A 19,783-nucleotide genomic window follows, 5' to 3' on the forward strand; every position below is an offset into this window, starting at 1 on the left:
ATGCGGCGGATTATTGGAAATGGGTATTCTTCGTTCTCCACTGCTCCAGCTTGATCATGACCCAGAAGCTGTAGATCCCCAGCGTTATTACCGACAGCAGGAACCACTTGATCCATTGTCCGAACAAGCTTACTGCACTGCCGTCAAACCGCAGACGCTGCCCGTTAACTACGGTATGCTCCACCTTCCAGCGGTAGATCATCACCACAGACCAAGGATAGCAAATTCCGAGGGTGCAGACTGTAATCAGCCAGCCCGCCAGGCACCAGCCAATATACTCGATAAGTGTCCCGTCAAAAAAGGATTCCCTGCTTCCGTAATTCATTGCCGCATTCATATTCACCGCTGACATGTGTATCCACCTTTCAATCCTGCAAGATCTTTCCTGGTTCTATTTTCCTTATTTTCCATGCCGCTCACTGCTACATTTCTCACTATTCTGTATGAAATAGCAAACTTTTGTCGAATCATCTGCGCTACAAAAAGACGGCCCTGCCCACCGCTGGTTAGCGGGAGAACAGGGCCGTGCGATTAACAGATTCAGCAATGCCGGAGGTATGCAGGTGATTGGATCACCGCTCCTGTCCAGGCTGGTTATTCTTATCTTCTGCTAAGGGCGTGCTGCCCGTTGCGAAGGAAGGTACTGCGGCTGTTACGCAGCAGGGAGATCCGCTCCTCTGCGAGACGATCCGCTGCGACATAAGCCGGAATCCCGCTCAGCTGGGAGATTTCCAGCACGCGGGTAATGCTGTCGTAGATTTTGGCGATTTGCTTGAATGCCCGTTCCTTGTGGTACCCGTTCAGCTCGTCGGCGATATTGATTACGCCGCCGGCATTAATTACATAGTCAGGGGCATAGACAATCCCCATCTCATGCAGGGCATCCCCGTGGCGCGGTTCTTTAAGCTGATTGTTAGCGGCTCCTGCCACAACCTTGGCTCTCAGCAGCGGCAGGGACTCATCATTAATCGTGGCTCCAAGCGCACATGGCGCATAGATATCACAATCCGCCTTAATAATCTCATTCGGATCCACCGCTGTAGCACCATAAGCCTCTACCGCACGGCTGACAGCCTCTTTATTGATATCTGTGACGATCAGGCGGGCGCCTTCTTCGTGAAGATATTTGCACAGTGTGAAGGATACATTGCCGACACCCTGCACGGCGACGGTTCTGCCTGTCAGTGAATCACTGCCGAATGCAGCCTTCGCCGCTGCCTTCATGCCCTGATATACCCCGAAAGCTGTAGCCGGTGAAGGATTGCCGGATGAACCGTAGGTAGCGGAGATCCCGGTGACGAAATCCGTCTCCTGATGGATGATGTCCATATCCTCTTCCGTAGTGCCTACATCCTCGGCTGTAATATAACGGCCGTTCAAGCCCTGTATGTATCTGCCGAAGGCGCGGAACATCGCCTCATTTTTATCTTTTTTGGGATCGCCTATAATCACCGTCTTACCGCCGCCCAGATTCAGCCCGGCAACCGCATTCTTATACGTCATGCCTTTGGCCAGCCGAAGCGCGTCCACAACCGCCTCTTCCTCTGTAGCATAGGTCCACATTCTCGTTCCACCCAGTGCGGGACCCAGTGTTGTGTCATGAATAGCAATGATTGCCTTCAAGCCTGAGGCCTTATCCTGACAAAACAGCACTTCCTCGTAGTCGTCCCGCTCCATTGCCGCAAACAATTCCATTAGATTCATTTCTCCTGTCTCCACTTTATGTACATGTTACGTTTCATAACAAAGCTAGACCTTTCAGGACATGTTGTCAATATCTTTTGTCCCATTTTCAGCTTTTTTCAGCAAAATCCAGCAAGCAACAGACATCAACCTCACGCGAAGCGTTAGAGAGTTAGATTGATGTCTTTGCAGCTCTATTCCCAGTATTGGTCCGGCCGGTATTCGATCTCGGATTGCACAGCTATCGTCAGACGGCCCGTGGCCGCATCATATACTACAGGATGCTCACCTACATAATACCAGTGCTTAATCACCGGCCCGCCAGCCGGTTCCTCGAAACGGAATACATTCAGCTCAGCCTTGAGTTCAGCAACTGCCGCACCCTTGTCAGCCGGAACTCCGGTTAGGGTAATCACGGTTAGCCCGCCCTGCTCATCAAAGGTATAGCCTATGCCCTCTGTACTGCTGATCAGCATACGCCCTGTTACGGAATGCTTTACCAGTACTCTTTCCTGCTCTGCCATCAAGGATTCCTCCTCCACATTTAGGTTTAAGCCTTATTTAAGGCAGATCAATCAGCATGACAAGCATATCCTCGTCTGCCTGCAGCTCCAAATGGCTCACCCCTTCAATCCGGGCAGAATCCCCCGGCTTCAGCACAGCTTCCCCGTTCAGCGTAATTTGTCCTCCGATTAAGTAGATGAAGATACGCCGGCCCGGCTCCTGCCGGAAATCAAGCAATCCGCCAGCCTGCGCTCTGCCCAGATAAATGGTCATATCCTGGGCAATGCCGGCGACCTCCGGCGAAGCTTCAGCTGCCACTACCGGAAGCAGTCTTCCATCCAGCTTCGCCGGATCGAAGCGGCCTGTCGCATAGGAAGGGGCCGTTCCCCGGGTACTCGGCATGAACCACAGCTGCAGCAGCCGCACCGGCTCGCTGTCAGAAGGGTTATGCTCCGTATGAATGGCTCCCGTTCCGGCTGACATCCGCTGAATGCCGCCAAAAGAAGTCTCCGCCACATTGCCCAGGTTATCCTCATGGCGCAGCACGCCGGACAGCACAATGGAGACGATCTCCATATCACTGTGCGGGTGGGCACCAAAACCTCTTCCCGGAGAGATGGTATCGTCGTTGCAGACCCGCATCGGGCCGAAGGCTGTATTGTCAGGATCATAGAAATCGCCAAACGAGAAGACATGACTGCCCTTCAGCCAGCCGTGATCGAACCGGTGTGCAGACTCTGCAGGATATACTGTAATCAATGTGATCTCCTCCTAAAGGCTGTTATGGTCTGTCTTAATGAAGTTCAGGGTCTTGCATACCTACAGTGTAGCAGAAAGCTCTGCAAACAAGAAGAAACGGGCACCGGCCCTTGGGGCGGCATCCGTTTCTTCAGAAGACAGCAGGTACAGTAATATAGTGTGAAGCTTAATCCTTCAGAATTAGGCCTGAAAAGCGTTCCATTGCGCAACAGCTTCCAGCGGAAGTCTGGCTGTCGGCCGACCCTCTACCGCTGCCTTGCCCAGCGCAATAAGCATCACCGGCACATAACGCTCTGTAATCCCGAACAGCGCCTTGAAGCTGTCGTGAACGAATCCGCCCATAGGTACGGTATCATAACCTCGCGCCTTGGCTGCCAGCATAAGCTGCATGGAGATTAGCCCGCCGTCTATCAGCGCAATATCCTTCAGCTTCTCAGCAGGCATGCCCGAATAGCCTCGCGGGTCACCAGAATCCGCTCACGGGTCAGATTAGCCATAATGCGCCTCAATAGTGTGGCTTTAGACGACAGCAATTCGGCGATTTCGCAGCTGGAACAGGTACTTCCTTTTTTCGCGAGAATCACTAATGCCTGCAGCACAAGACCAAACGACTTATATTGGGGCGCTCCGCTGTTTCGTGTTTTTGCCATATTCCCCGCTCCTACTTCATGATGATGACCTTAAGTGGTTGATATCTGCAGTTCGGAAACGATGAACCATTTCTTGGATGCAGCGTCTTTCAAATAGACTTGAATCGTATAGCTGCCCTTCTCCGTGAAGGTGTAATTATACGCCGCCGACTTGAACCAGAAGCTCTCCTTCTTCTCCGTAATCTGCTGATTGTCCACGGTATCCGTTTGGCCGGCCGGGTCAGTAATTGTGATTTTCAAATCGGAAATATCCGTTTTCAGCTGATCCACCTGCACCAGTGTGTAGAACGTGCTGCTGGACGAGGTTCTTACTTTGCCGAAAATAGTACCCTTTTCATCAAGCAGCACCGTGTTCACATTGGGCTTATAGATATGGACCGTCCCCGCCGACTCATCCAGAGACAGGATCGCATGCATATTGTCAGGAAGCTGGTCCAGCGGCACATAGGTCTGGCCTTCCGATGATATCCCCGGCTGCTTTTGAAGCACGTTATTTATGTATACAGAGAGATCCGTTTTGCCCGCAGCAGCATACAGCAAAGTTCCTCCTGAGATAATCATCAGTCCAAGAGTGGAAACCGCCAGCTTACGTATCTTCCCCATCATTCCCGTCCCCCTCAAATATTCTTATGCTGATTATACCCGCCAAACCGGAAGGAGTTGCTGTCAATTGTAAAATAAAACCGGTTGCTTCATCCCCTTAAGAATGCTGCAGCCGGTTTTATGTAAAATCATGGATAATTCACTGTTCCGGATGAGTTCCGGGCGTGCCTGTTACAGCTTGGCAATCGTTTCGGTCAGCACCGGTACGATCTGTGATTTGCGGGAAACTACACCCTTCAGCACAGCTTTGTTGTCGTCCAGCTTCACGTTATAAGCCTGCTCCACGGCACCGGCCACGCGGCCCAGAGCCAGTCCAACCGAATCGTTGTTCAGGATATCGGTAACTACGAACAGGAACAGATCAAGTCCCTTGTCGTCGATAATCGCGGTAAGGGCTGTTTCCAGCTCTGCCTGCTTAGAGAGCACATCGTTCACATCTACAGCATTGACCTGGGCGATCTCCACTTTGTATTCACCCATTTTGAATTCCTTGGCATCCAGGGAGATCAGCTGGGCAATACTCTTGTCGCTTAGGTCGGCACCTGCCTTGAGCATAGCAAGGCCATAGCTGTCAGCGTCTACACCAGCAATGTCAGCCAGCTCACGTGCAGCGGCAACATCCTCATCTGTGCAGGTCGGCGATTTGAATAGCAGGGAGTCGGAAATGATAGCGGAGAGCATCAGACCGGCGATGTCCTTCGGAATGCTTACACCCTTCTCTTTGTACAGCTTGTTCAGGATGGTTGCAGTACAGCCTACCGGCTCTGCACGATAGTACAGCGGATGAGCAGTTTCAAAGTTGGCAATCCGGTGATGGTCGATAACCTCAACCACACGGACCTGATCGATATCATTCGCACTTTGCTGACGTTCGTTATGGTCGACGAGAATAACCTGCTTCGCTTCAGCTGCAACATTCTCCACCAGACGCGGTGCCGGTACCCCGAAGTGATCAAGCGCATACTGAGTTTCGCCGCTGACCTCTCCCAGCCGGACCGGCTCGGCATCCCAGCCCAGTTCATTCTTGAGCGCTGCATAAGCAATTGCTGAACAGATGGTATCAGTATCCGGGTTTTTGTGTCCAAAGATCAAAGTTTTTGTCATTTCCAATCTCCTTACTTTGTTTTTTGTGAGAATAATATACCATACATTGATAGAGCCTTGCCAGAATGAACAGATACCCGGTCCCGGATTAAGGACGGGAGCGCTCCCCGGCTGGCCGGTGCTGCGGAATTCCGGACTTCGTCTTGGGTAATGCTTCAGGCACATCCCCTCCGCTTAGCGGTTCATTGTCCGAGAACAAATCCGGATTATCCGCAAGCATGCGGCTCAGGATATCCGTGGTCTCCACGGTTCCGCAGATCATGACCCCGGCATTCCCGAAGCTGCCCCGGCGCAGAGCGCCGCCTTCCTCCAGCACAGGCTCCACTTTCCAGAAGTGCTGCGACCAGGACAGTCCGGAATGTCTGCGTGAAGGAACAGCGATTTCCTCCCCTTCAGGTGTAACAGTGTAGAGCAGTTCATGCCCGTCCGTCATTCTGCCGGGGATATCCACCCATTCTTCAATGCCGTGGATGAAGGTATTTCTCCGCAGATCCACACCCAGCAGCATAATCTCTGCCTTGCGGTCCAGCAGCTTGCCGTAGACCGAGCCGCGCGCACAGGGCGTATCCCAGCGCTGGTCTCCGGCAGTGAAGACCGCCGCGTCCGCGCCAAGCGCAGCTACAGAGTGGGTCGGATGCCAGGAGCGGATTACACCCGGCCGCTTCCGGAACAGCTCCGGCAGGATGCCTACGCAGACGGGAGACTCCAGAACAGAGAACCTCGGATTCGACCCGTTAATATATGACCAGGTATGCGCCGGCAGGACAAGCAGCCCTTCCTTCATATATTCGGAGAGCGCATCCAGAACGGTGTCGGCCCCCCCTTCTACTTCACCAATGCTTTTATAGGAGGAATGGACTAGCAGCGTTCCGCGCGGATCGATTCGCAGGTTCTCCAGCTGCCGCAGCAGACTTGATTGGGTATGCATGTTTAACCCCGCTTTCTTGGATACTATATAGGATTATAAAATACATCTTGCGTTTATTCTTATTAACTATTAAAATTATAGTAACTTAAAAATACTCATTAAGTATCCGGCACATTCAAATATATCCGCTTAAGGTCACAAAATTATAGCTGCTGCTTACGAAGCGGCAAAACTTTATTAGGAGGTCTTCCCATGAGTTTAACATTAAAAGGGCTTCATCATGTATCCGCCATTACAGCCAAAGCACCGGAAAACTACAAATTCTACACAGAAGTGCTCGGACTCCGCCTGATCAAAAAAACAGTAAACCAGGATGATGTCTCTGTCTATCACCTGTTCTATGGGGATGAGACCGGGAATCCGGGTACGGAGCTTACCTTCTTCGAGCTGCCGAACGCCGGCCGCAACCGCGACGGCAACAACAGCATCTCTGCACTTTCACTCCGTGTACCAAGTGATGATGCGCTGCTCTTCTGGACTCAGCGGTTCACTGTGTTTGGTGTAGAGCACGATGAGATTACCGAACGCGGCGGCCGCAAGACGCTGGCCTTCACCGACCACGAGGGACAGCGCCTTATCCTCGTCTCGGATGAGCATAATCAGGGTATGGCCGGCGGCAAGCCCTGGGACAAGAGCCCCGTTCCGGTGGAATATGCCATTGTTGGACTGGGCCCGGCACATCTAACAGTAGAGACAGCCGAACATACAGCACTGATTCTGGAAGATCTGCTCGGCTTCCGCCGCGCGGGCACTTATCCTTCGCCGGTAACCGGACAGCCGGATGTCATCGTGTTCGAGACCGGAGAAGGCGGGTCCGGCACCGAGATTCATCTGGAGGAACGCAAGGATCTGCCGCAGGAGCGCCTCGGACGGGGCGGCGTGCATCATGTCGCCTTCCGCGTGGATAACGAAGAAGAGCTTAAGCTGTGGATCGAACGTATCCGCACCGTACAGCTGCCCAATTCAGGATTCGTCGACCGCTTCTACTTCCGCTCACTGTACTTCCGCGAGCCGAATGGAATCCTGTTCGAGCTGGCTACAGATGGTCCGGGCTTCGCCACCGATGAAGAGGTGGAGCATCTGGGCGAAGCCCTGGCCCTGCCGCCGTTCCTGGAGTCGAAACGGGTACAGATCGAAGCCCATTTGAAGCCGCTGGATACCCGGCAGCAGGCTTAAGGCTTCTGCCCGGCTATCGGGCACAGCATCTATCCTGCTTAGAGGACCCACGGTCAGCTCACAATCAGGGTCTCCGAGTGCAGAAGTCCGGGTACCAGGCAGCGCCTGAATCTGCAGCATCCCAGCAAAAACTCCGGCCGACAAGCGGTCCGGAGTTTTTGGTCTGTATACGGCTGTATGACGGCATACTTACTCCGTCAGCTCTCTGACCAGGTAACGGTGAAGATATTGAAGCCCGGCCGGGCAGTCGAAGCTTTACCAATGATCGATACCGGGCTTGTACCACCGAGTCTGCCGGTAATTTTGACCGTGCTGGCGGATACGGTCTCAGAGGCATTATCGAGCCGCTTAATCCGGACATATTCACTGTATACGAATCCCATCATGTCCAGCGTTTCCTGTGTGGAGTAACTGAAAGCAACCTTTTTCACGCCGTTTGCATCCGTATCAAGGGTAGTCGCAATCAGGGCATCGGGCGGAATCGGGAAATCCTTCGGCAGATTAACCGGCCGGGCAGTACCCTCTACCGGAGCTGTAGTCCCGCCGCCGGCGGAGGTTCCCGGTGAAGTTCCCGGTGAAGGAGTGACCTCACTGCCGGTACCGATCCGCACTTTATAATTCGCGGCATCATAAGTTATCGGCACATCCAGCGCATCCGCGATTGAACGGATGGGCAGGTAAGTGGTGCCTTCGTAGGTGATTGGCGTTAGAGTTTTGCCGTTACCGTCCTTCAGCCAGTAAGGAGTGCCATCCACCACAATCCCGAGACTGTGGTTGAGATAGGCTTTGATCTGCTGCAGCTTGGCGCCTGCATAGACTCCTGCAGAGCCGGTTACCGTAAGTCCGGTGACCACGGCGGCAATCAGCCATTTTTTGTTCATAGTAATCCTCTCCCGTGTGTTGTTATCAATATAGGATGAATATAGCGTCCTTATATATTTAACACAGGGGAGTATCTTTCAACCTGCGGGAAGCTAAGTTCAAGAGGAATTGGCGCTCCACTTCACCCGCCTGCCACAAATTTCGCCCTACCCTAGCGCACAATCTCCAGCAGCTCATCTAAACTGCGGATTTCATAGGTAGGCAGCACATCCGGATCTCCCGGCTTCTCCAGCGGGTTGAACCAGCAGGTATCGATGCCATAATTGATCCCGCCCTGGATATCCGAGGTCAGGGAGTCACCGACAATCAGCACCTTACTTTTATCGGTAATCTTAAGCCGCTCAAAAGCATAGTCAAAAATCCCCGTCTCCGGCTTCTGATACCCGGTCTCCTCAGAGATAATAATCGCCTCGAACACCTCGCTCAGCGGCGAACCCTTGATTCTGGATTGCTGCACATCCTTGATTCCGTTCGTAATAATCGCCAGCCTGCATCCGGCAAGCTCTCCGCACAGCTCTATCGCGCCTTGAATCAGGAACGTGCCTTCACCGAGGAACCGCAGATAAGCTTCGCTGAATTCCTCAGGCTTCAGCTCAAGGCTATGTGCAGCAAACAGCCGGTTGAACCGCTCCACCCGCAGCGCGGCAGAGGTAATCCGACCCTGCTCGAAATCCTTCCATAGCGAATGGTTAATTGCTTTGTAGCTGGACGCATAGTCCTCCGCCCCTGTCGGCAGGCCAAAATGTGCAAAGGCGTGATACAAGGCATGGCTCTCCGCCATACCGTAATCAAACAGCGTATCATCAGCATCAAATAAAATACACTCATATTTCAAAATAATTCCCTCCATCTTGTTTGCCGGTTCGACAACGTATAACCTTCTGCGATATAATTTAGCGAGAAATAGAAGGATCAGTTATCGTGTGAAAGCTATATATTCTTATATTTTAAATAAATCAACGGGGTGATTGTCATTTTATACGTTTTAGCGTTTCTCGTGTCATTTTTTATCGTTTATCTGCTGATTCCCCCTCTTGGTAAGCTCGCTTTCCGGCTTGATTTTGTGGACAGGCCCAGGGAAGATGTAGAACGCAAAATACATAGGGAGCCGATTCCGCTCACGGCCAGCTATGCTATATTCGTAGGCTTCTTTATTACATATCTGCTGTTTGCCCGGGACTTCTCACTGGAGACGCTGGCCCTGTTCATCGGCGGCGTGCTGCTGCTGACTATAGGAACCATTGATGACTGGTACAAAACCAAAGGCAAAGACTTCCCGGCGCTTCCGAAATTCATTGTTCAGATCGCCGCAGCGATTCTCGTCTTTTTCTCAGGCAATGCCTTCACGGGATTCATCAATCCCTTCTCAGGAGATTATATCTCACTGCCGTTCATTCTGCAGTTCCTGCTGACGATTATCTGGATCTTCGGCGTCACCACAGTGATTAATTTCTCTGACGGCATGGATGGTCTGGCCGGAGGACTGACGGCGATATCGGCAGTAACCCTGTTCATAGTCGCCATTACCATGGGACAATCCTCGTCGGCCATCATGGCGATGTCACTAATCGGGGTCACAGTCGCGTATCTGCGCTACAACAAGGCTCCCGCCAAAATCTTCATGGGTGACGCCGGCGCCACCTTCCTCGGCTTCATTCTGGCCGTGATTGCGCTCGACGGTGCCTTCAAGCAGGCAACGGTGCTGTCGCTGTGCATCCCGATTCTTGCGCTCGGCGTGCCGATCTTCGATAATATTTTTGTTGTCGTCAAAAGGTTCCTCAAGGGACAGGCCATCTATCAGGCCGACGCCACCCAGGTTCATTACCGCCTGCTCAAAGCCGGCCTGAATCAAAAGCAGGTCGTCGCTGTGCTGTATCTGGTCAGTGTCTGCCTGTCGTTATCATCAATCATTCTGCTGCTGATTCAGATTTAACTAGCTAAGCCCCCTTAAGCCTTTGAGCTGAGGGGGCTTTTGTTTGATGTGCAGTTGACTGCCATTGTTCGACTTTACCAGCTTATCCGCTTATCTGCTTTCCGTGGCAGAAATCTGGTGACTTTTAATAAAATCCTGCCCATAATACAGGCCTGTTGATTCCCCATATTATGGGATGGATATAATCCCCAAAACCCCTTTGTTCCTGAGCAGACTAAGTTGAACCTGCCACTCCAGCGGAAGACTAAATATACGCCAATGCTGCATAAATTCCCAAAGGGTCAGTTGAGCAAAGGCAGGCACGTTGGGGTGGATTTCATCATAAACGCGTTTCAGAAGCACATAGACAGCAAGGGCCACAAACAATTGGCTGTATACCGCATTTTCGGTGGTTCCAAATAGACATGGCACGTTCAGATGCTGTTTAATCCAGCGGAAAAAGACTTCAATTTCCCAGCGTGCCTTGTAGATTTCAGCGATCACATGAGCGGACTCTTTTCTCAAATCGGTCACGACCCGTACGACTTCACCCCGGTCATTTTCAAATTCTACGACCCGGTGGCGCTGAGCAGATTGGCACTTCCCTTGACCGATATAACAAGTAATATCACGAACAATTTTCGTTTCTCCCTCTGCGGGTCGCTGGAGTTCTCTTGGCTTCACCAAATGGAGATTGTCTTTGAGCCGAATCACAAACGACTGGCCCTGGAGCACATATTGATCCAATCTGCTGATTTTTCCATACGCCCGATCCTGTACCAAAATGTAGTCCGTATCTGCCAAGACTTCTCCAAACGGAGCGTCATTGCGCTTCGCGATCGATTCCTTCACGTTCAGGGGTGAACGCTGGCCATGCGAAAGAGCAACATGCAGCTTAATACCCCCTCTGAATTTTTTGTACGAGGCCCAAGGCATTCGAGAGTTCGCTGCCGTGACCGTAGTCGAGTCAATCAGCAAAAGATCTTTAGGAAGATTCAAATGCCGCCGGGTTTGGCGGTTACATTTCGTGACGAGCATTTGAAAGATACGTTTGAAGATTTCGTAAGGGACTTCACCGGCCTTGCCGGAAAGGGTGGAGTAATGAATTTCTGGCAAGTCAAAGCTTGGGCCTAAGCGGGCACTCTGCCGGAATCCGTCCCATTTGTGGTAGCAGGCTTGGACAAAGTAATCGAGCAGCAACCCGACGGTCATTTTGGTTCCTCTATCCACGTAGTCCTCGGTTTGTCCGGTCACCATTTGGACTTCTTCCGGTGTTAACACTTGTTTGAAAACGGCTAAAAATGGGGTATATTTATTCATGAGGTCGCCTCATTTCGGTTTGGTTTGGTCGTACTTACCATTACCCGAAATGGCGGCCTTTTTCGTCCCTTTTTTTGGGAAATCAACACGCCTACCCATAATACAACATTCCCTTCATCCTACCGGCCTAAGAAGTCCCCATTCTGCGGAAACTACGAATCAAGCGAATGGCGACCCTCGCCTCAAGTCTCCTTCTCTTCCGTAAAATCATGCAGACGCCGGTAAATATCAACGATCTCCGGCATTGGCATACGGACGAGCCCGCTGGACGAAGGCGCGACAAACTCCCGCACTCCGTCTACCACCGGAGTCACACCTTCTTGAAATCCCCAGTCCACTTTGGTTCTGCGGCTGAATTCCGTGTATACGCCTTTGCCGACAAAGCAGGCGATGTCCGGACGGTATTGCTCCAGCTTGGCCCGGAGCAGTTCCCTGCCCTGCGTGTATTCCTCCCGGGTGATATCTTCAGCGCCTACCGTGGGGCGGGCGACAATGTTAGTGAACCCGTAGCCCAGCTTCAGCAATTCGCCGTCCTCAGAGGCATCATACAACCGCGGCGTCAGACCGGACTTATGCAGGATGCGCCAGAAATTATTGCGCGGATTGGCATAGTGGTGACCCAGCTCTCCGGAACGGATGCTGGGGTTAAATCCTATGAAGACGATCTGCAGTCCATGATCCAGATGATCCGTTACCTCTTCCATTAAAGTTCCCTCCTTACACGGCAGCCCCATGTGAGTCATTATGCTTACTTGATATAAGCATAACCCAAAGCAGAGGCTTAAGACACGCAAGCGCCTCATTATCCGCACCTCATTCCCTCTTCCGGCACGCTTCGGGCGGAATCAAGAGCATCCATCCCGAAAGCAGCAGCCTCAACCGCTATTCATTCCATGGATGCGGCAGAGCAATGCCCCCGCCCGGGAAACATCACCGGATACGGGGCATTAATCTGACATTGGTTTAATTTAATAAACAAGAAGACTATGGTAGAAGGGCCTTAAGTGCCGGCGACATATCCCGCTCATCCAGCTGGGCCAGATAATCGCTTGAAATCCTCTTTCTACATGACGGACTTCATCTCCGGCTCAAACCCCTTTTCCGGAACAATATAGGTCCGTACGAGCTTCCTGCCGCTCTCCAGCTTGTAAGCCAGACTAATCTCCCGGTTCCCGGTATAATCGTATCGCGGGGTATTCCTGGGATCGGGCCTAGAAAAAAAGCCTGAACCAACTAGGGTTCAGGCTTTGACAATTCATATATGGTGACAAACTAATTTCCAAGTGATGACAAACTAATTACAGTGCACAACATATTACTGTGATAGTGAAAAATAGGTGAGAAAAGCACACCCTATGCTTTATTCCACTAAAGAATTCTTCACATATACTGATAAAAAAAGCATTTCCTTTATGTATAGTATTCACAATATTCATCTCAATGTTTATTCATTCACAATGAAGCATATTAATTCTAGTATATTTTTTCGTAAGAGCCCCTCAACCATCTTCGGCTCATTGCGCTCGTGAAAGCCGACGGGCTGAGGGGACAGCTATAGCCGGTCATAAAACTTGACCGGCTACGGCTTCCTCGTTTTCGCATTCCGCATAATCAACTATTCTGCCCTCTTTGCGCATCGCGTAACGCATAAGTCTTTCCATAATGATGTCATGCACAATGACGCTTCCGCATACCGGACACCTGTAAGCGGGCACGCGGACCGCCTCTTTGTCTTTTCCGCAGACGGTAATCTTCAAGCTGGTTTCGGTGCCCTTCATTCTTTTTCTGCACGTTTTACATTTCATAATAATCCGCTCCTGCCCACAGTTTTGCTTACATACCGGATTTGCGATAAAATCTGGCCGATAATCTCTAGGAAGAAAACAACAAACCAGCAGCCAACAGAAACCCGCCTATGATAAAATATACTGTATTCCGCCTCGAAAATCCAATTACATTCTCAAGTGGAAAAAAATAAAAAAACACCATAACTGCTACTAATGCACCGATAAACGGGACAAGGGACCAATACCGCCCTTTACTATGGCCCAGCTTAAAATAAATAGGAAGCTGCATAGAGATAATCACGGAGAACAAGACTAAACTCGCGCATAGCCCGTTAATCAAATCCAATTCAAGCGCCCGCTCATTGACAAGCAAAAGTATCGAATAAAGAGGCACCACAATAATGAGGAAGGATACATAGAGCAGCAGAAAATACAAATAACGGCCCAAAACTACATTGCGCCAACCAATGGGAAGCGTACCGTACAATTGCCTTAGGTTGCTTTTCTCTTCCAGAGCAAATATGTTGACGGAAGTCAAGGCTGCGAACCAGCCGCATGTCATATAAATGACCCATGACGGAGAATTAAGATAAGCCAATAACAATACCGGAACAAGCAAGGAAATATTGGCTCCCATGGAGGACTTGGTTGTTAGTAGATCCAGTCTGGTCATCAGTATCGCTTTTTTCACTTTAGGCCTCCCTTTTGCTTGCAAGGTATATAATATCGTCTAGCGTTGCGGACTGAAATCCGCACTCCGGAAAAAGTTGGAGATCTTTTCTCGGGATAAGCCCTTCAAAACCGGAACCGGTCACCCGGGTACCGATGATGTGACGGGCATACTTTCCTTGCAGAACGGTATTCTCTCCGGCAATCTAAAACCAGTCCCTGTTTCTCAAGTAAGACCAGTACAGCCGATGTCTCTGGCTCCTTCTGCGCAATACCCGTACCCACTGTCGTTCAATTTGCCGTTTCAGACTATGAAGCTTGTAGTCACAGTGGTACAGTGCGAAATACTGGTAGAAACCTTGCAGCATCCTAGTCAATTGCTTTTGTTGGTCTCTTCTCTTCCAGTGTCGGTGTGATTTCAGCCAGGTTCCGACTCGCTCTGTAAACTTTCGAGTACTCTGTAAACCTACCAGCCCTGGGGCTGCTGCTGGGTAATACAGTGAATATTCCCGCCGCCCAAGGCGATCTCGCGGGTATTGACCTGAACCACCTTGCGGTCGGTGAATAACCGCTGCACGGTCTCCAGCGCCTCCCTATCCCGCTTGTCCCCGAATGCCGGCATTACCACTCCGCCATTGCAGATATAGAAATTCACATATGTCGCAGCGAATGTTGTGCCGGAGGCACGGCTGTAGCTGCCGCTGGCCGGGTCGATCCATCCCGCCTCTTCATCTGTAATGATCAGCCGCTCCGGGATATGCAGACGGTGAACCTCCAGTTTGCGCCCGCGTGCATCCCTCTTCCGGATGAGACGTGAATAGGCTTCGTGCAGCACCTCATATTGCGGGTCTTCCCGGTCGTCTGTCCAGCTCATCACCACTACGCCCGGTTTCACAAAAGCGGCCACCTCATCAATATGCCCGTCCGTCTCATCATCGCTCATCCCTCTGGGCAGCCAGATAATCTTGTCTACGTTCAGCGTGTCGCGCAAATAACCCCCGATCTGCCTTTTGGACAGATGAGGGTTGCGGTTCTTATGCAGCAGACACTGCTCAGTCGTTATCAGTGTACCTTCTCCATCCACATGAACAGCTCCGCCCTCAAGGATGAAATGCCGCAGGTCATAATAGTCCAGCTTCTCGATCTCCAGCACCTTCCGCTTCACCAGCAGATCCTGGTCCCAGGGAAAATACAGCCCTCCGTCCAGTCCGCCCCAGGCATTGAACCCCCAGTCAATTCCACGTACCCCGCCGCTGCCGTTCACTACAAAGGTCGGGCCGATATCCCGCATCCACGCATCGTTTGAGGAGATCTCCACCACACGTACCTGCGGTGGCACAAGTGCCCGGACATGCTCATATTGGGCACTGATGGTGCCTATCGTTACAGGTTCAAACTCTGCAATCACTGCCGCCACTCTGGCAAAAGCAGCCTGCGCCGGCTTCGCCCCCAGTCTCCAAGTATCCGTCCGGGTCGGCCAGAGCATCCATGTCCCCTGATGCGGCTCGAATTCTCCGGGCATACGGTAGCCGTCTTGTCTGGGCGTACTGGCAATTCTGCGTGGCATAAGCATCCCTCCCGGCACTTGAACAGGATGGGGACCGCAGAGAACACTGCCCGGCATCTCGTCCTGTTCCAATTTATGCGCGGCCGGGGCGTATTGCTACGTTTCGGGACTCCGGTGAACAAAATAATCAATGTCCAGTTTCATAAATAATTAATTTCTGTTGTTATAAGAAGGATGTTGTTTCGGAGATTCCGCCGGGCACGGGCAAACAGCTGTAGAGCTATGACCCGCGAATTATCAAACGCTGCCCCGCCGCTGTCTGCGTTCATCACTGAATAAAGCTGCGACAATTCCCGGCAGGATCAGATAACTTGCGAACTTATAAGTCTGGCTGAAAGCATCTACGGCAGCCTGCTGCTGCACATCTGCTCCAGGTATCACCCGTATGTTAGCGGAGCTCGCTGCTCTCAGCTGCCCGGCTGTATTATGCTGCAGCACGGTGACGATAATGGCCACGCCGATTACACTGCCGAGTGACTTCGCCATATTGGTTACCCCTGAAGCAATCCCCACCTTGTCTTCAGGAACGACCCTGATCGCCGAAGACATCACAGGCGCCATCGAGAGCCCCACCCCGAGGCCGGCCAGTGCGAGCCGGAGCATCACCGCGCCCAGTGTAGAGCCGGCGTGCAGCCCGCTCATTGAATAGGTGGCGCCGCCTATCAACACCATGCCTGCTGCGGCAAACCGGCTGCTGCCATATTTCGCAGACAGCGGTCCGGAAATGGCTGAGCTGGCGATGGAGCCGACTGCCATCATGGAGAGGACAAGGCCCGCCTTCAGCTCAGACACCCCCATCACCCGGGTAAGATAAAAGGAGGTCAGCAGCGAAACATTCATCAGCGCCGCACCCAGAATGATCATAGAAACCGATGTGCTGTTGAAGGCTCTGATCCTTAGCAATGACAAGGGCAGCATCGGCGCCTTCCCCTTGTACTGCGTAATAAAAAAGAACACCACAAGCAATACTCCCGCAGCCAGCAGCGCAAGGAAAATTCGTGAGCTCCAGCCGTAATCCTGCACTTTGATCAGAGCATATGTAAGGAAGAACATCCCTCCGGTGATCCCCAGGATCCCGGCGTAATCTATGGAACGGCCCGCTGTGTTATCCCGTGATTCCTTAATAAATATGGCCGTCAGCACAATACTCAGCAGCCCAAGCGGCACATTCACAAAAAAGATCCATTCCCAGCTCAGCTTCTGTGTCAGAATCCCGCCAAGCGCCGGACCGCTTGCAGCCGCCACCCCGGAGATGGCACCCCAGATGCCGATAATCAGGCCGTGCATTTCTTTGGGAAAGGTTGTTGTGGTCAGCGGAATCGTGACCGGCACAATCACCGCACCGGCCAATCCCTGAATGACTCTAAGTGCAATTAGCATGCCGAGCGAAGTAGAGAAACCCGCCAGCAGGGAGCTCAGCGTAAACAGCGCCACTCCGATGAGGAACACCTTCTTCCGCCCGAATTGATCGGCCAGACGGGAGGCGGTGAGTATAAACACGGCGAATGCCAGGTTATAGCCGTTCATCACCCAGGAGACTTGTGATACACTTCCGCCGAAATGACGTGTCATCTCCGGCAGGGCAATATTAATAATCGTCGTATCCAGCAGCGCCATGAAAAACCCCAGGACTATTGCCGTAAAAGATAACGCTCTGCGTGTTCTAAGGCCCATCTCCATCACCCTTCAAAATATGAAATAAAGTTCATATTCGCATTATATGAACCAAAGTTCACATTTGTCAATCACAAAAAATGAACCCTGGTTCAACTTTTATTGACAGCTCAAAACTGCTCCTCTAGAATTTGTACTATAAGGGGGACCTTAAGACATGGGTGAAATCGAGGACAAGGTTAGAACTCCGCAGCAGGAGCGCAGTATCAGAACTAAGGAAGCCATTATCAAGGCGGCAATGAAGCTATTCTCGGACAAGGGCTTTCATCAGACCAATACCAAGGAAATCGCTGCGGCGGCCGGGGTATCCACAGGCAGCTTCTATTCCTATTTTATTGATAAAAGAGCCATATTCATCGACGTTCTCCATATGTACGGCGATGACCTTCTAGCCAGGATTGATGCTTCAATGTCAGAGATTAATTTCGAAACGATCGGCCGCTCCGAGCTGATTCTGCATCTGATAGACACCCTTCTGCTCTCGCATAAGGCGTTTATCGGATATCATAAAGATCTGAGCATCATGTACCACAGTGATGAGGTCATCAAGCAGCTGATGGATGCCCAGTATGAAACAGGCCGGCTCAGAACGCTTAAGTACCTGCAAATGGGTCAGGATGAATTGAAGACTGAAGACGTGGAGGCAGCTTCCGTGATTGTGTTCGAAGCGGTGAGCGCCATCGTCGATGTCATCTCCTTCTCCCCGCAGCGGATCGCCGTGGACCGGTTGAAGTCGGAGCTGGTCAATATGATTGTCCATTATCTGTACAAGTAGCGCCATCGTTACTCTCGTGCTAACACATCTCTGCCCGCTGATTCAGCCGGTGCAAACCTGCATTGTTGTACTTTACTTCTCACAAAGGTTTGTCCAAATTTCCCGGTACAAGCCGCAAAAAAGAGCAAGCCGGCGGAAACTCCCGCAGCTTGCTCTTTTGCATTCAAACCCTTCGGATCACCGTTTATCCTTCCAGAAATTCACCGGCTCCATATCTTTCGTAATGACTTGGAAGGTGTAGCCTTCCTTCTTAAGCGCTTCTAGCAGACGCGGCAGCACCTTGAGGGTGGCCTTCTGATCATGCATTAGAATAACCGGATTCGTCTTCGACTTCTTCAGCGTGCGAACCTGCCCCATTACTGTATTGTAGATCTTGTCACTGTCCTCTTTGTATCTCCAGTCATTCGAGTCCACATTCCAGTCCCAGAGATGATAGCCTTGTCCAAGCACCTTATCCCGGAAAGACTTGGTGAAATAGGGCTTGCTGCCATAAGGCGGCCGGATTAGCGATGTAGTAGCGCCCGTCAGTTTCTTGAGGACAGCATTGTCACCCGACATTTCCGCAAGCGCCGCAGCCGGGGAAGCGTAGAATTTCTCCTTACGGTGTGTCATGCCATGAAGCCCCAGGCCGTAGTCTTCCTTCACAATCCGCTTCACCTGGTTAGGATATTTGCTCATGTTATTTCCCAGCATGAAGAAGGTTGCCTGCACCTCATACTTACTTAAGATATCCAGCAGTTGGGAAGTCGTCGCCGACGGCCCGTCATCAAAAGTAAGATACACGGTTTGTCCCGGCTTGCCGGGTTCAGCGGATGGTTCAGGCTCCGCCGGGGCTGTCTCCACAGGTTTCAGTTCAGCTGCATACTTGGTGACATAGGCTTCATCTGTAAGTCCGGCTGAGCCGTCCTTCACCCGGAGTAAATATTTATCCCCCGCAAAGGATATGATATACCCAAGATACCCGCTTACTTTCAGCGGAACCATAAGTTTACCGTCCTGCAAAAAAGTGCTCACAGGCACCACTGTACCATCTTTGAGCACAGCGCCGGCATCGCCCTGCAAAGTCAGCGACCCGGAGCCGCCCGACACCAGAACTCCGTCGGTTAGACCGGTAAGCGTCCATTTTAATTCATCGGCCAGAGCACGCAGCGGGACATAATAAGTGCCTTTTACAGACACGGCTTCTATACCGCTCAATTTATCGTTGATCCCGAGCTTCAGTACATTAGTCTTACCTTCAGCGTTAGCAGGGATCTGTACAAGACCCGTAACCAGGAATAAAGAGAGGAATAACAGCATTATTTTTTTAATGGGCACAGCAGCAATCTCCAATCTATGTATATTTGTCTATTACTTTATCACACATAGATATAACGTAATTTGAGAGATTGTAACCGCAAGCTAAAATATTGTCACCCTTTTTGCAATGATAAAATGAATATTCAGCTTTTTTTCTGAAATACGACAATTCTCATCGAATGCTGTCACAGCAGGCCATAAGCGGTTCACTCACGTGTTTTTGACCCAAAATAATTGTGACAATATTAATAACAAATATGCAATCTTGAACAAAGTTTGAACAACCTTAAAATTAGCTTAAACTGCGCCGCTACAGTGATCTTTATCATACCCTTAAGTAGTTGTAACAATTTGATCACACATATTTAACTTGTTCGCCATTTTTAAGGACTTTTTTATCTATTTATACAAAATATGTATTTTGCATTATGGGTAAGTAATTCTTACTATAGATACAGGTTAAGTAGTACGCCCGTTTAATGAACGGCGAA

The 19,783-nt window shown here is 51.1% G+C and carries 22 protein-coding genes; 3 read left to right on the forward strand and 19 right to left on the reverse strand.

The window, feature by feature from the left end; all coding sequences use genetic code 11:
* Nucleotides 1-10: 10 nt before the first annotated feature.
* The 9 genes from MKX70_RS00760 to MKX70_RS00800 all read right to left on the reverse strand — a co-directional run bounded on the left by MKX70_RS00760 (nucleotide 11) and on the right by MKX70_RS00800 (nucleotide 6,231).
* On the reverse strand, nucleotides 11-352 hold the full coding sequence (locus MKX70_RS00760) for a DUF898 family protein (protein WP_340789982.1): 342 nt from the start codon (nucleotides 350-352) through the stop codon (nucleotides 11-13).
* Nucleotides 353-600: 248 nt separating this feature from the next.
* Nucleotides 601-1,695, reverse strand: coding sequence for a Leu/Phe/Val dehydrogenase (locus MKX70_RS00765; RefSeq protein ID WP_340790265.1), 1,095 nt, complete (start codon nucleotides 1,693-1,695; stop codon nucleotides 601-603).
* A gap of 182 nt (nucleotides 1,696-1,877) precedes the next feature.
* Nucleotides 1,878-2,207 carry a hypothetical protein gene (locus tag MKX70_RS00770; RefSeq protein WP_042232848.1) on the reverse strand — a complete coding sequence of 110 codons (330 nt, stop codon included), beginning with the start codon at nucleotides 2,205-2,207 and terminating at the stop codon, nucleotides 1,878-1,880.
* 37 nt (nucleotides 2,208-2,244) lie between these two features.
* Entirely contained in the window at nucleotides 2,245-2,946 is a 702-nt protein-coding gene (locus tag MKX70_RS00775) for a pirin family protein (RefSeq protein WP_042232847.1), read from the reverse strand.
* A gap of 180 nt (nucleotides 2,947-3,126) precedes the next feature.
* A complete protein-coding gene (locus MKX70_RS00780; protein ID WP_042232846.1) occupies nucleotides 3,127-3,390 on the reverse strand; it encodes a nitroreductase family protein in 264 nt (87 codons plus the stop codon).
* Entirely contained in the window at nucleotides 3,372-3,596 is a 225-nt protein-coding gene (locus tag MKX70_RS00785; RefSeq protein ID WP_340789986.1) for a hypothetical protein, read from the reverse strand. The genes MKX70_RS00780 and MKX70_RS00785 overlap by 19 nt, the downstream gene beginning before the upstream one ends.
* Before the next feature lie 30 nt (nucleotides 3,597-3,626).
* Nucleotides 3,627-4,202 carry a hypothetical protein gene (locus MKX70_RS00790; RefSeq protein ID WP_156122949.1) on the reverse strand — a complete coding sequence of 192 codons (576 nt, stop codon included), beginning with the start codon at nucleotides 4,200-4,202 and terminating at the stop codon, nucleotides 3,627-3,629.
* Between the two features lie 168 nt (nucleotides 4,203-4,370).
* Nucleotides 4,371-5,303, reverse strand: coding sequence for a manganese-dependent inorganic pyrophosphatase (locus tag MKX70_RS00795; RefSeq protein ID WP_340839352.1), 933 nt, complete (start codon nucleotides 5,301-5,303; stop codon nucleotides 4,371-4,373).
* Between the two features lie 88 nt (nucleotides 5,304-5,391).
* Nucleotides 5,392-6,231: an AAC(3) family N-acetyltransferase gene (locus tag MKX70_RS00800; RefSeq protein WP_042232838.1), complete on the reverse strand. Its 840-nt coding sequence runs from the start codon at nucleotides 6,229-6,231 to the stop codon at nucleotides 5,392-5,394.
* 192 nt (nucleotides 6,232-6,423) lie between these two features.
* Between MKX70_RS00800 and MKX70_RS00805 the strand changes: the two genes are divergently transcribed.
* Complete coding sequence (locus MKX70_RS00805; protein WP_042232835.1) at nucleotides 6,424-7,407, forward strand: ring-cleaving dioxygenase; 984 nt, start codon at nucleotides 6,424-6,426, stop codon at nucleotides 7,405-7,407.
* Between the two features lie 197 nt (nucleotides 7,408-7,604).
* Here MKX70_RS00805 and MKX70_RS00810 read toward each other — a convergent pair whose 3' ends face one another.
* Both MKX70_RS00810 and MKX70_RS00815 read right to left on the reverse strand, forming a co-directional pair.
* Nucleotides 7,605-8,288 (reverse strand): stalk domain-containing protein, encoded by a 684-nt coding sequence (locus MKX70_RS00810; RefSeq protein WP_052415994.1) that lies wholly within the window; start codon nucleotides 8,286-8,288, stop codon nucleotides 7,605-7,607.
* 152 nt (nucleotides 8,289-8,440) lie between these two features.
* Nucleotides 8,441-9,124 carry a YjjG family noncanonical pyrimidine nucleotidase gene (locus tag MKX70_RS00815; protein ID WP_340789990.1) on the reverse strand — a complete coding sequence of 228 codons (684 nt, stop codon included), beginning with the start codon at nucleotides 9,122-9,124 and terminating at the stop codon, nucleotides 8,441-8,443.
* A gap of 138 nt (nucleotides 9,125-9,262) precedes the next feature.
* Between MKX70_RS00815 and MKX70_RS00820 the strand changes: the two genes are divergently transcribed.
* Nucleotides 9,263-10,222, forward strand: a complete 960-nt coding sequence (locus tag MKX70_RS00820; RefSeq protein WP_197073104.1) for an MraY family glycosyltransferase — start codon at nucleotides 9,263-9,265, stop codon at nucleotides 10,220-10,222.
* A 168-nt stretch (nucleotides 10,223-10,390) separates the two neighbouring features.
* Here MKX70_RS00820 and MKX70_RS00825 read toward each other — a convergent pair whose 3' ends face one another.
* The 7 genes from MKX70_RS00825 to MKX70_RS00850 form a co-directional block, all read right to left on the reverse strand.
* Nucleotides 10,391-11,521, reverse strand: coding sequence for an IS4 family transposase (locus MKX70_RS00825; RefSeq protein ID WP_042233458.1), 1,131 nt, complete (start codon nucleotides 11,519-11,521; stop codon nucleotides 10,391-10,393).
* Between the two features lie 182 nt (nucleotides 11,522-11,703).
* Complete coding sequence (locus MKX70_RS00830) at nucleotides 11,704-12,225, reverse strand: mismatch-specific DNA-glycosylase (protein WP_042232825.1); 522 nt, start codon at nucleotides 12,223-12,225, stop codon at nucleotides 11,704-11,706.
* 858 nt (nucleotides 12,226-13,083) lie between these two features.
* A complete protein-coding gene (locus MKX70_RS00835) occupies nucleotides 13,084-13,326 on the reverse strand; it encodes a YgiT-type zinc finger protein (RefSeq protein ID WP_042232823.1) in 243 nt (80 codons plus the stop codon).
* 67 nt (nucleotides 13,327-13,393) lie between these two features.
* Complete coding sequence (locus MKX70_RS00840; protein WP_340839353.1) at nucleotides 13,394-13,999, reverse strand: ABC-2 transporter permease; 606 nt, start codon at nucleotides 13,997-13,999, stop codon at nucleotides 13,394-13,396.
* A 184-nt stretch (nucleotides 14,000-14,183) separates the two neighbouring features.
* Nucleotides 14,184-14,543: a group II intron maturase-specific domain-containing protein gene (locus tag MKX70_RS33365; protein ID WP_445323696.1), complete on the reverse strand. Its 360-nt coding sequence runs from the start codon at nucleotides 14,541-14,543 to the stop codon at nucleotides 14,184-14,186.
* A complete protein-coding gene (aguA, locus tag MKX70_RS00845; RefSeq protein WP_340789993.1) occupies nucleotides 14,444-15,544 on the reverse strand; it encodes an agmatine deiminase in 1,101 nt (366 codons plus the stop codon). Before aguA ends, MKX70_RS33365 begins: the two co-directional genes overlap by 100 nt.
* 237 nt (nucleotides 15,545-15,781) lie before the next feature.
* The gene (locus tag MKX70_RS00850) at nucleotides 15,782-17,218 is read right to left on the reverse strand and encodes an MFS transporter (RefSeq protein WP_340839354.1); all 1,437 of its coding nucleotides are present in this window, start codon (nucleotides 17,216-17,218) and stop codon (nucleotides 15,782-15,784) included.
* Nucleotides 17,219-17,375: 157 nt separating this feature from the next.
* Between MKX70_RS00850 and MKX70_RS00855 the strand changes: the two genes are divergently transcribed.
* The gene (locus tag MKX70_RS00855; protein WP_042232815.1) at nucleotides 17,376-17,993 is read left to right on the forward strand and encodes a TetR/AcrR family transcriptional regulator; all 618 of its coding nucleotides are present in this window, start codon (nucleotides 17,376-17,378) and stop codon (nucleotides 17,991-17,993) included.
* A gap of 177 nt (nucleotides 17,994-18,170) precedes the next feature.
* On the opposite strand, the gene MKX70_RS00860 is transcribed toward MKX70_RS00855, so the two are convergent.
* Complete coding sequence (locus MKX70_RS00860) at nucleotides 18,171-19,310, reverse strand: polysaccharide deacetylase (RefSeq protein WP_340839355.1); 1,140 nt, start codon at nucleotides 19,308-19,310, stop codon at nucleotides 18,171-18,173.
* Between the last annotated feature and the right edge of the window lie 473 nt (nucleotides 19,311-19,783).

The organism is Paenibacillus sp. FSL R7-0312, assembly GCF_038004445.1.
Classification (GTDB): Bacteria; Bacillota; Bacilli; order Paenibacillales; family Paenibacillaceae; genus Paenibacillus_AQ.

Excerpts from the sequence above, each read along its gene's own strand:
- MKX70_RS00760 (WP_340789982.1), bottom strand. The coding sequence starts at position 352 with ATGTCAGCGGTGAATATGAATGCGGCAATGAATTACGGAAGCAGGGAA.
- MKX70_RS00765 (WP_340790265.1), bottom strand. The coding sequence starts at position 1,695 with ATGGAATTGTTTGCGGCAATGGAGCGGGACGACTACGAGGAAGTGCTG.
- MKX70_RS00770 (WP_042232848.1), bottom strand. The coding sequence starts at position 2,207 with ATGGCAGAGCAGGAAAGAGTACTGGTAAAGCATTCCGTAACAGGGCGT.
- MKX70_RS00780 (WP_042232846.1), bottom strand. The coding sequence starts at position 3,390 with ATGCCTGCTGAGAAGCTGAAGGATATTGCGCTGATAGACGGCGGGCTA.
- MKX70_RS00785 (WP_340789986.1), bottom strand. The coding sequence starts at position 3,596 with ATGGCAAAAACACGAAACAGCGGAGCGCCCCAATATAAGTCGTTTGGT.
- MKX70_RS00790 (WP_156122949.1), bottom strand. The coding sequence starts at position 4,202 with ATGATGGGGAAGATACGTAAGCTGGCGGTTTCCACTCTTGGACTGATG.
- MKX70_RS00795 (WP_340839352.1), bottom strand. The coding sequence starts at position 5,303 with ATGACAAAAACTTTGATCTTTGGACACAAAAACCCGGATACTGATACC.
- MKX70_RS00800 (WP_042232838.1), bottom strand. The coding sequence starts at position 6,231 with ATGCATACCCAATCAAGTCTGCTGCGGCAGCTGGAGAACCTGCGAATC.
- MKX70_RS00805 (WP_042232835.1), top strand. The coding sequence starts at position 6,424 with ATGAGTTTAACATTAAAAGGGCTTCATCATGTATCCGCCATTACAGCC.
- MKX70_RS00810 (WP_052415994.1), bottom strand. The coding sequence starts at position 8,288 with ATGAACAAAAAATGGCTGATTGCCGCCGTGGTCACCGGACTTACGGTA.
- MKX70_RS00825 (WP_042233458.1), bottom strand. The coding sequence starts at position 11,521 with ATGAATAAATATACCCCATTTTTAGCCGTTTTCAAACAAGTGTTAACA.
- MKX70_RS00830 (WP_042232825.1), bottom strand. The coding sequence starts at position 12,225 with ATGGAAGAGGTAACGGATCATCTGGATCATGGACTGCAGATCGTCTTC.
- MKX70_RS00835 (WP_042232823.1), bottom strand. The coding sequence starts at position 13,326 with ATGAAATGTAAAACGTGCAGAAAAAGAATGAAGGGCACCGAAACCAGC.
- aguA (WP_340789993.1), bottom strand. The coding sequence starts at position 15,544 with ATGCCACGCAGAATTGCCAGTACGCCCAGACAAGACGGCTACCGTATG.
- MKX70_RS00850 (WP_340839354.1), bottom strand. The coding sequence starts at position 17,218 with ATGGGCCTTAGAACACGCAGAGCGTTATCTTTTACGGCAATAGTCCTG.
- MKX70_RS00855 (WP_042232815.1), top strand. The coding sequence starts at position 17,376 with ATGGGTGAAATCGAGGACAAGGTTAGAACTCCGCAGCAGGAGCGCAGT.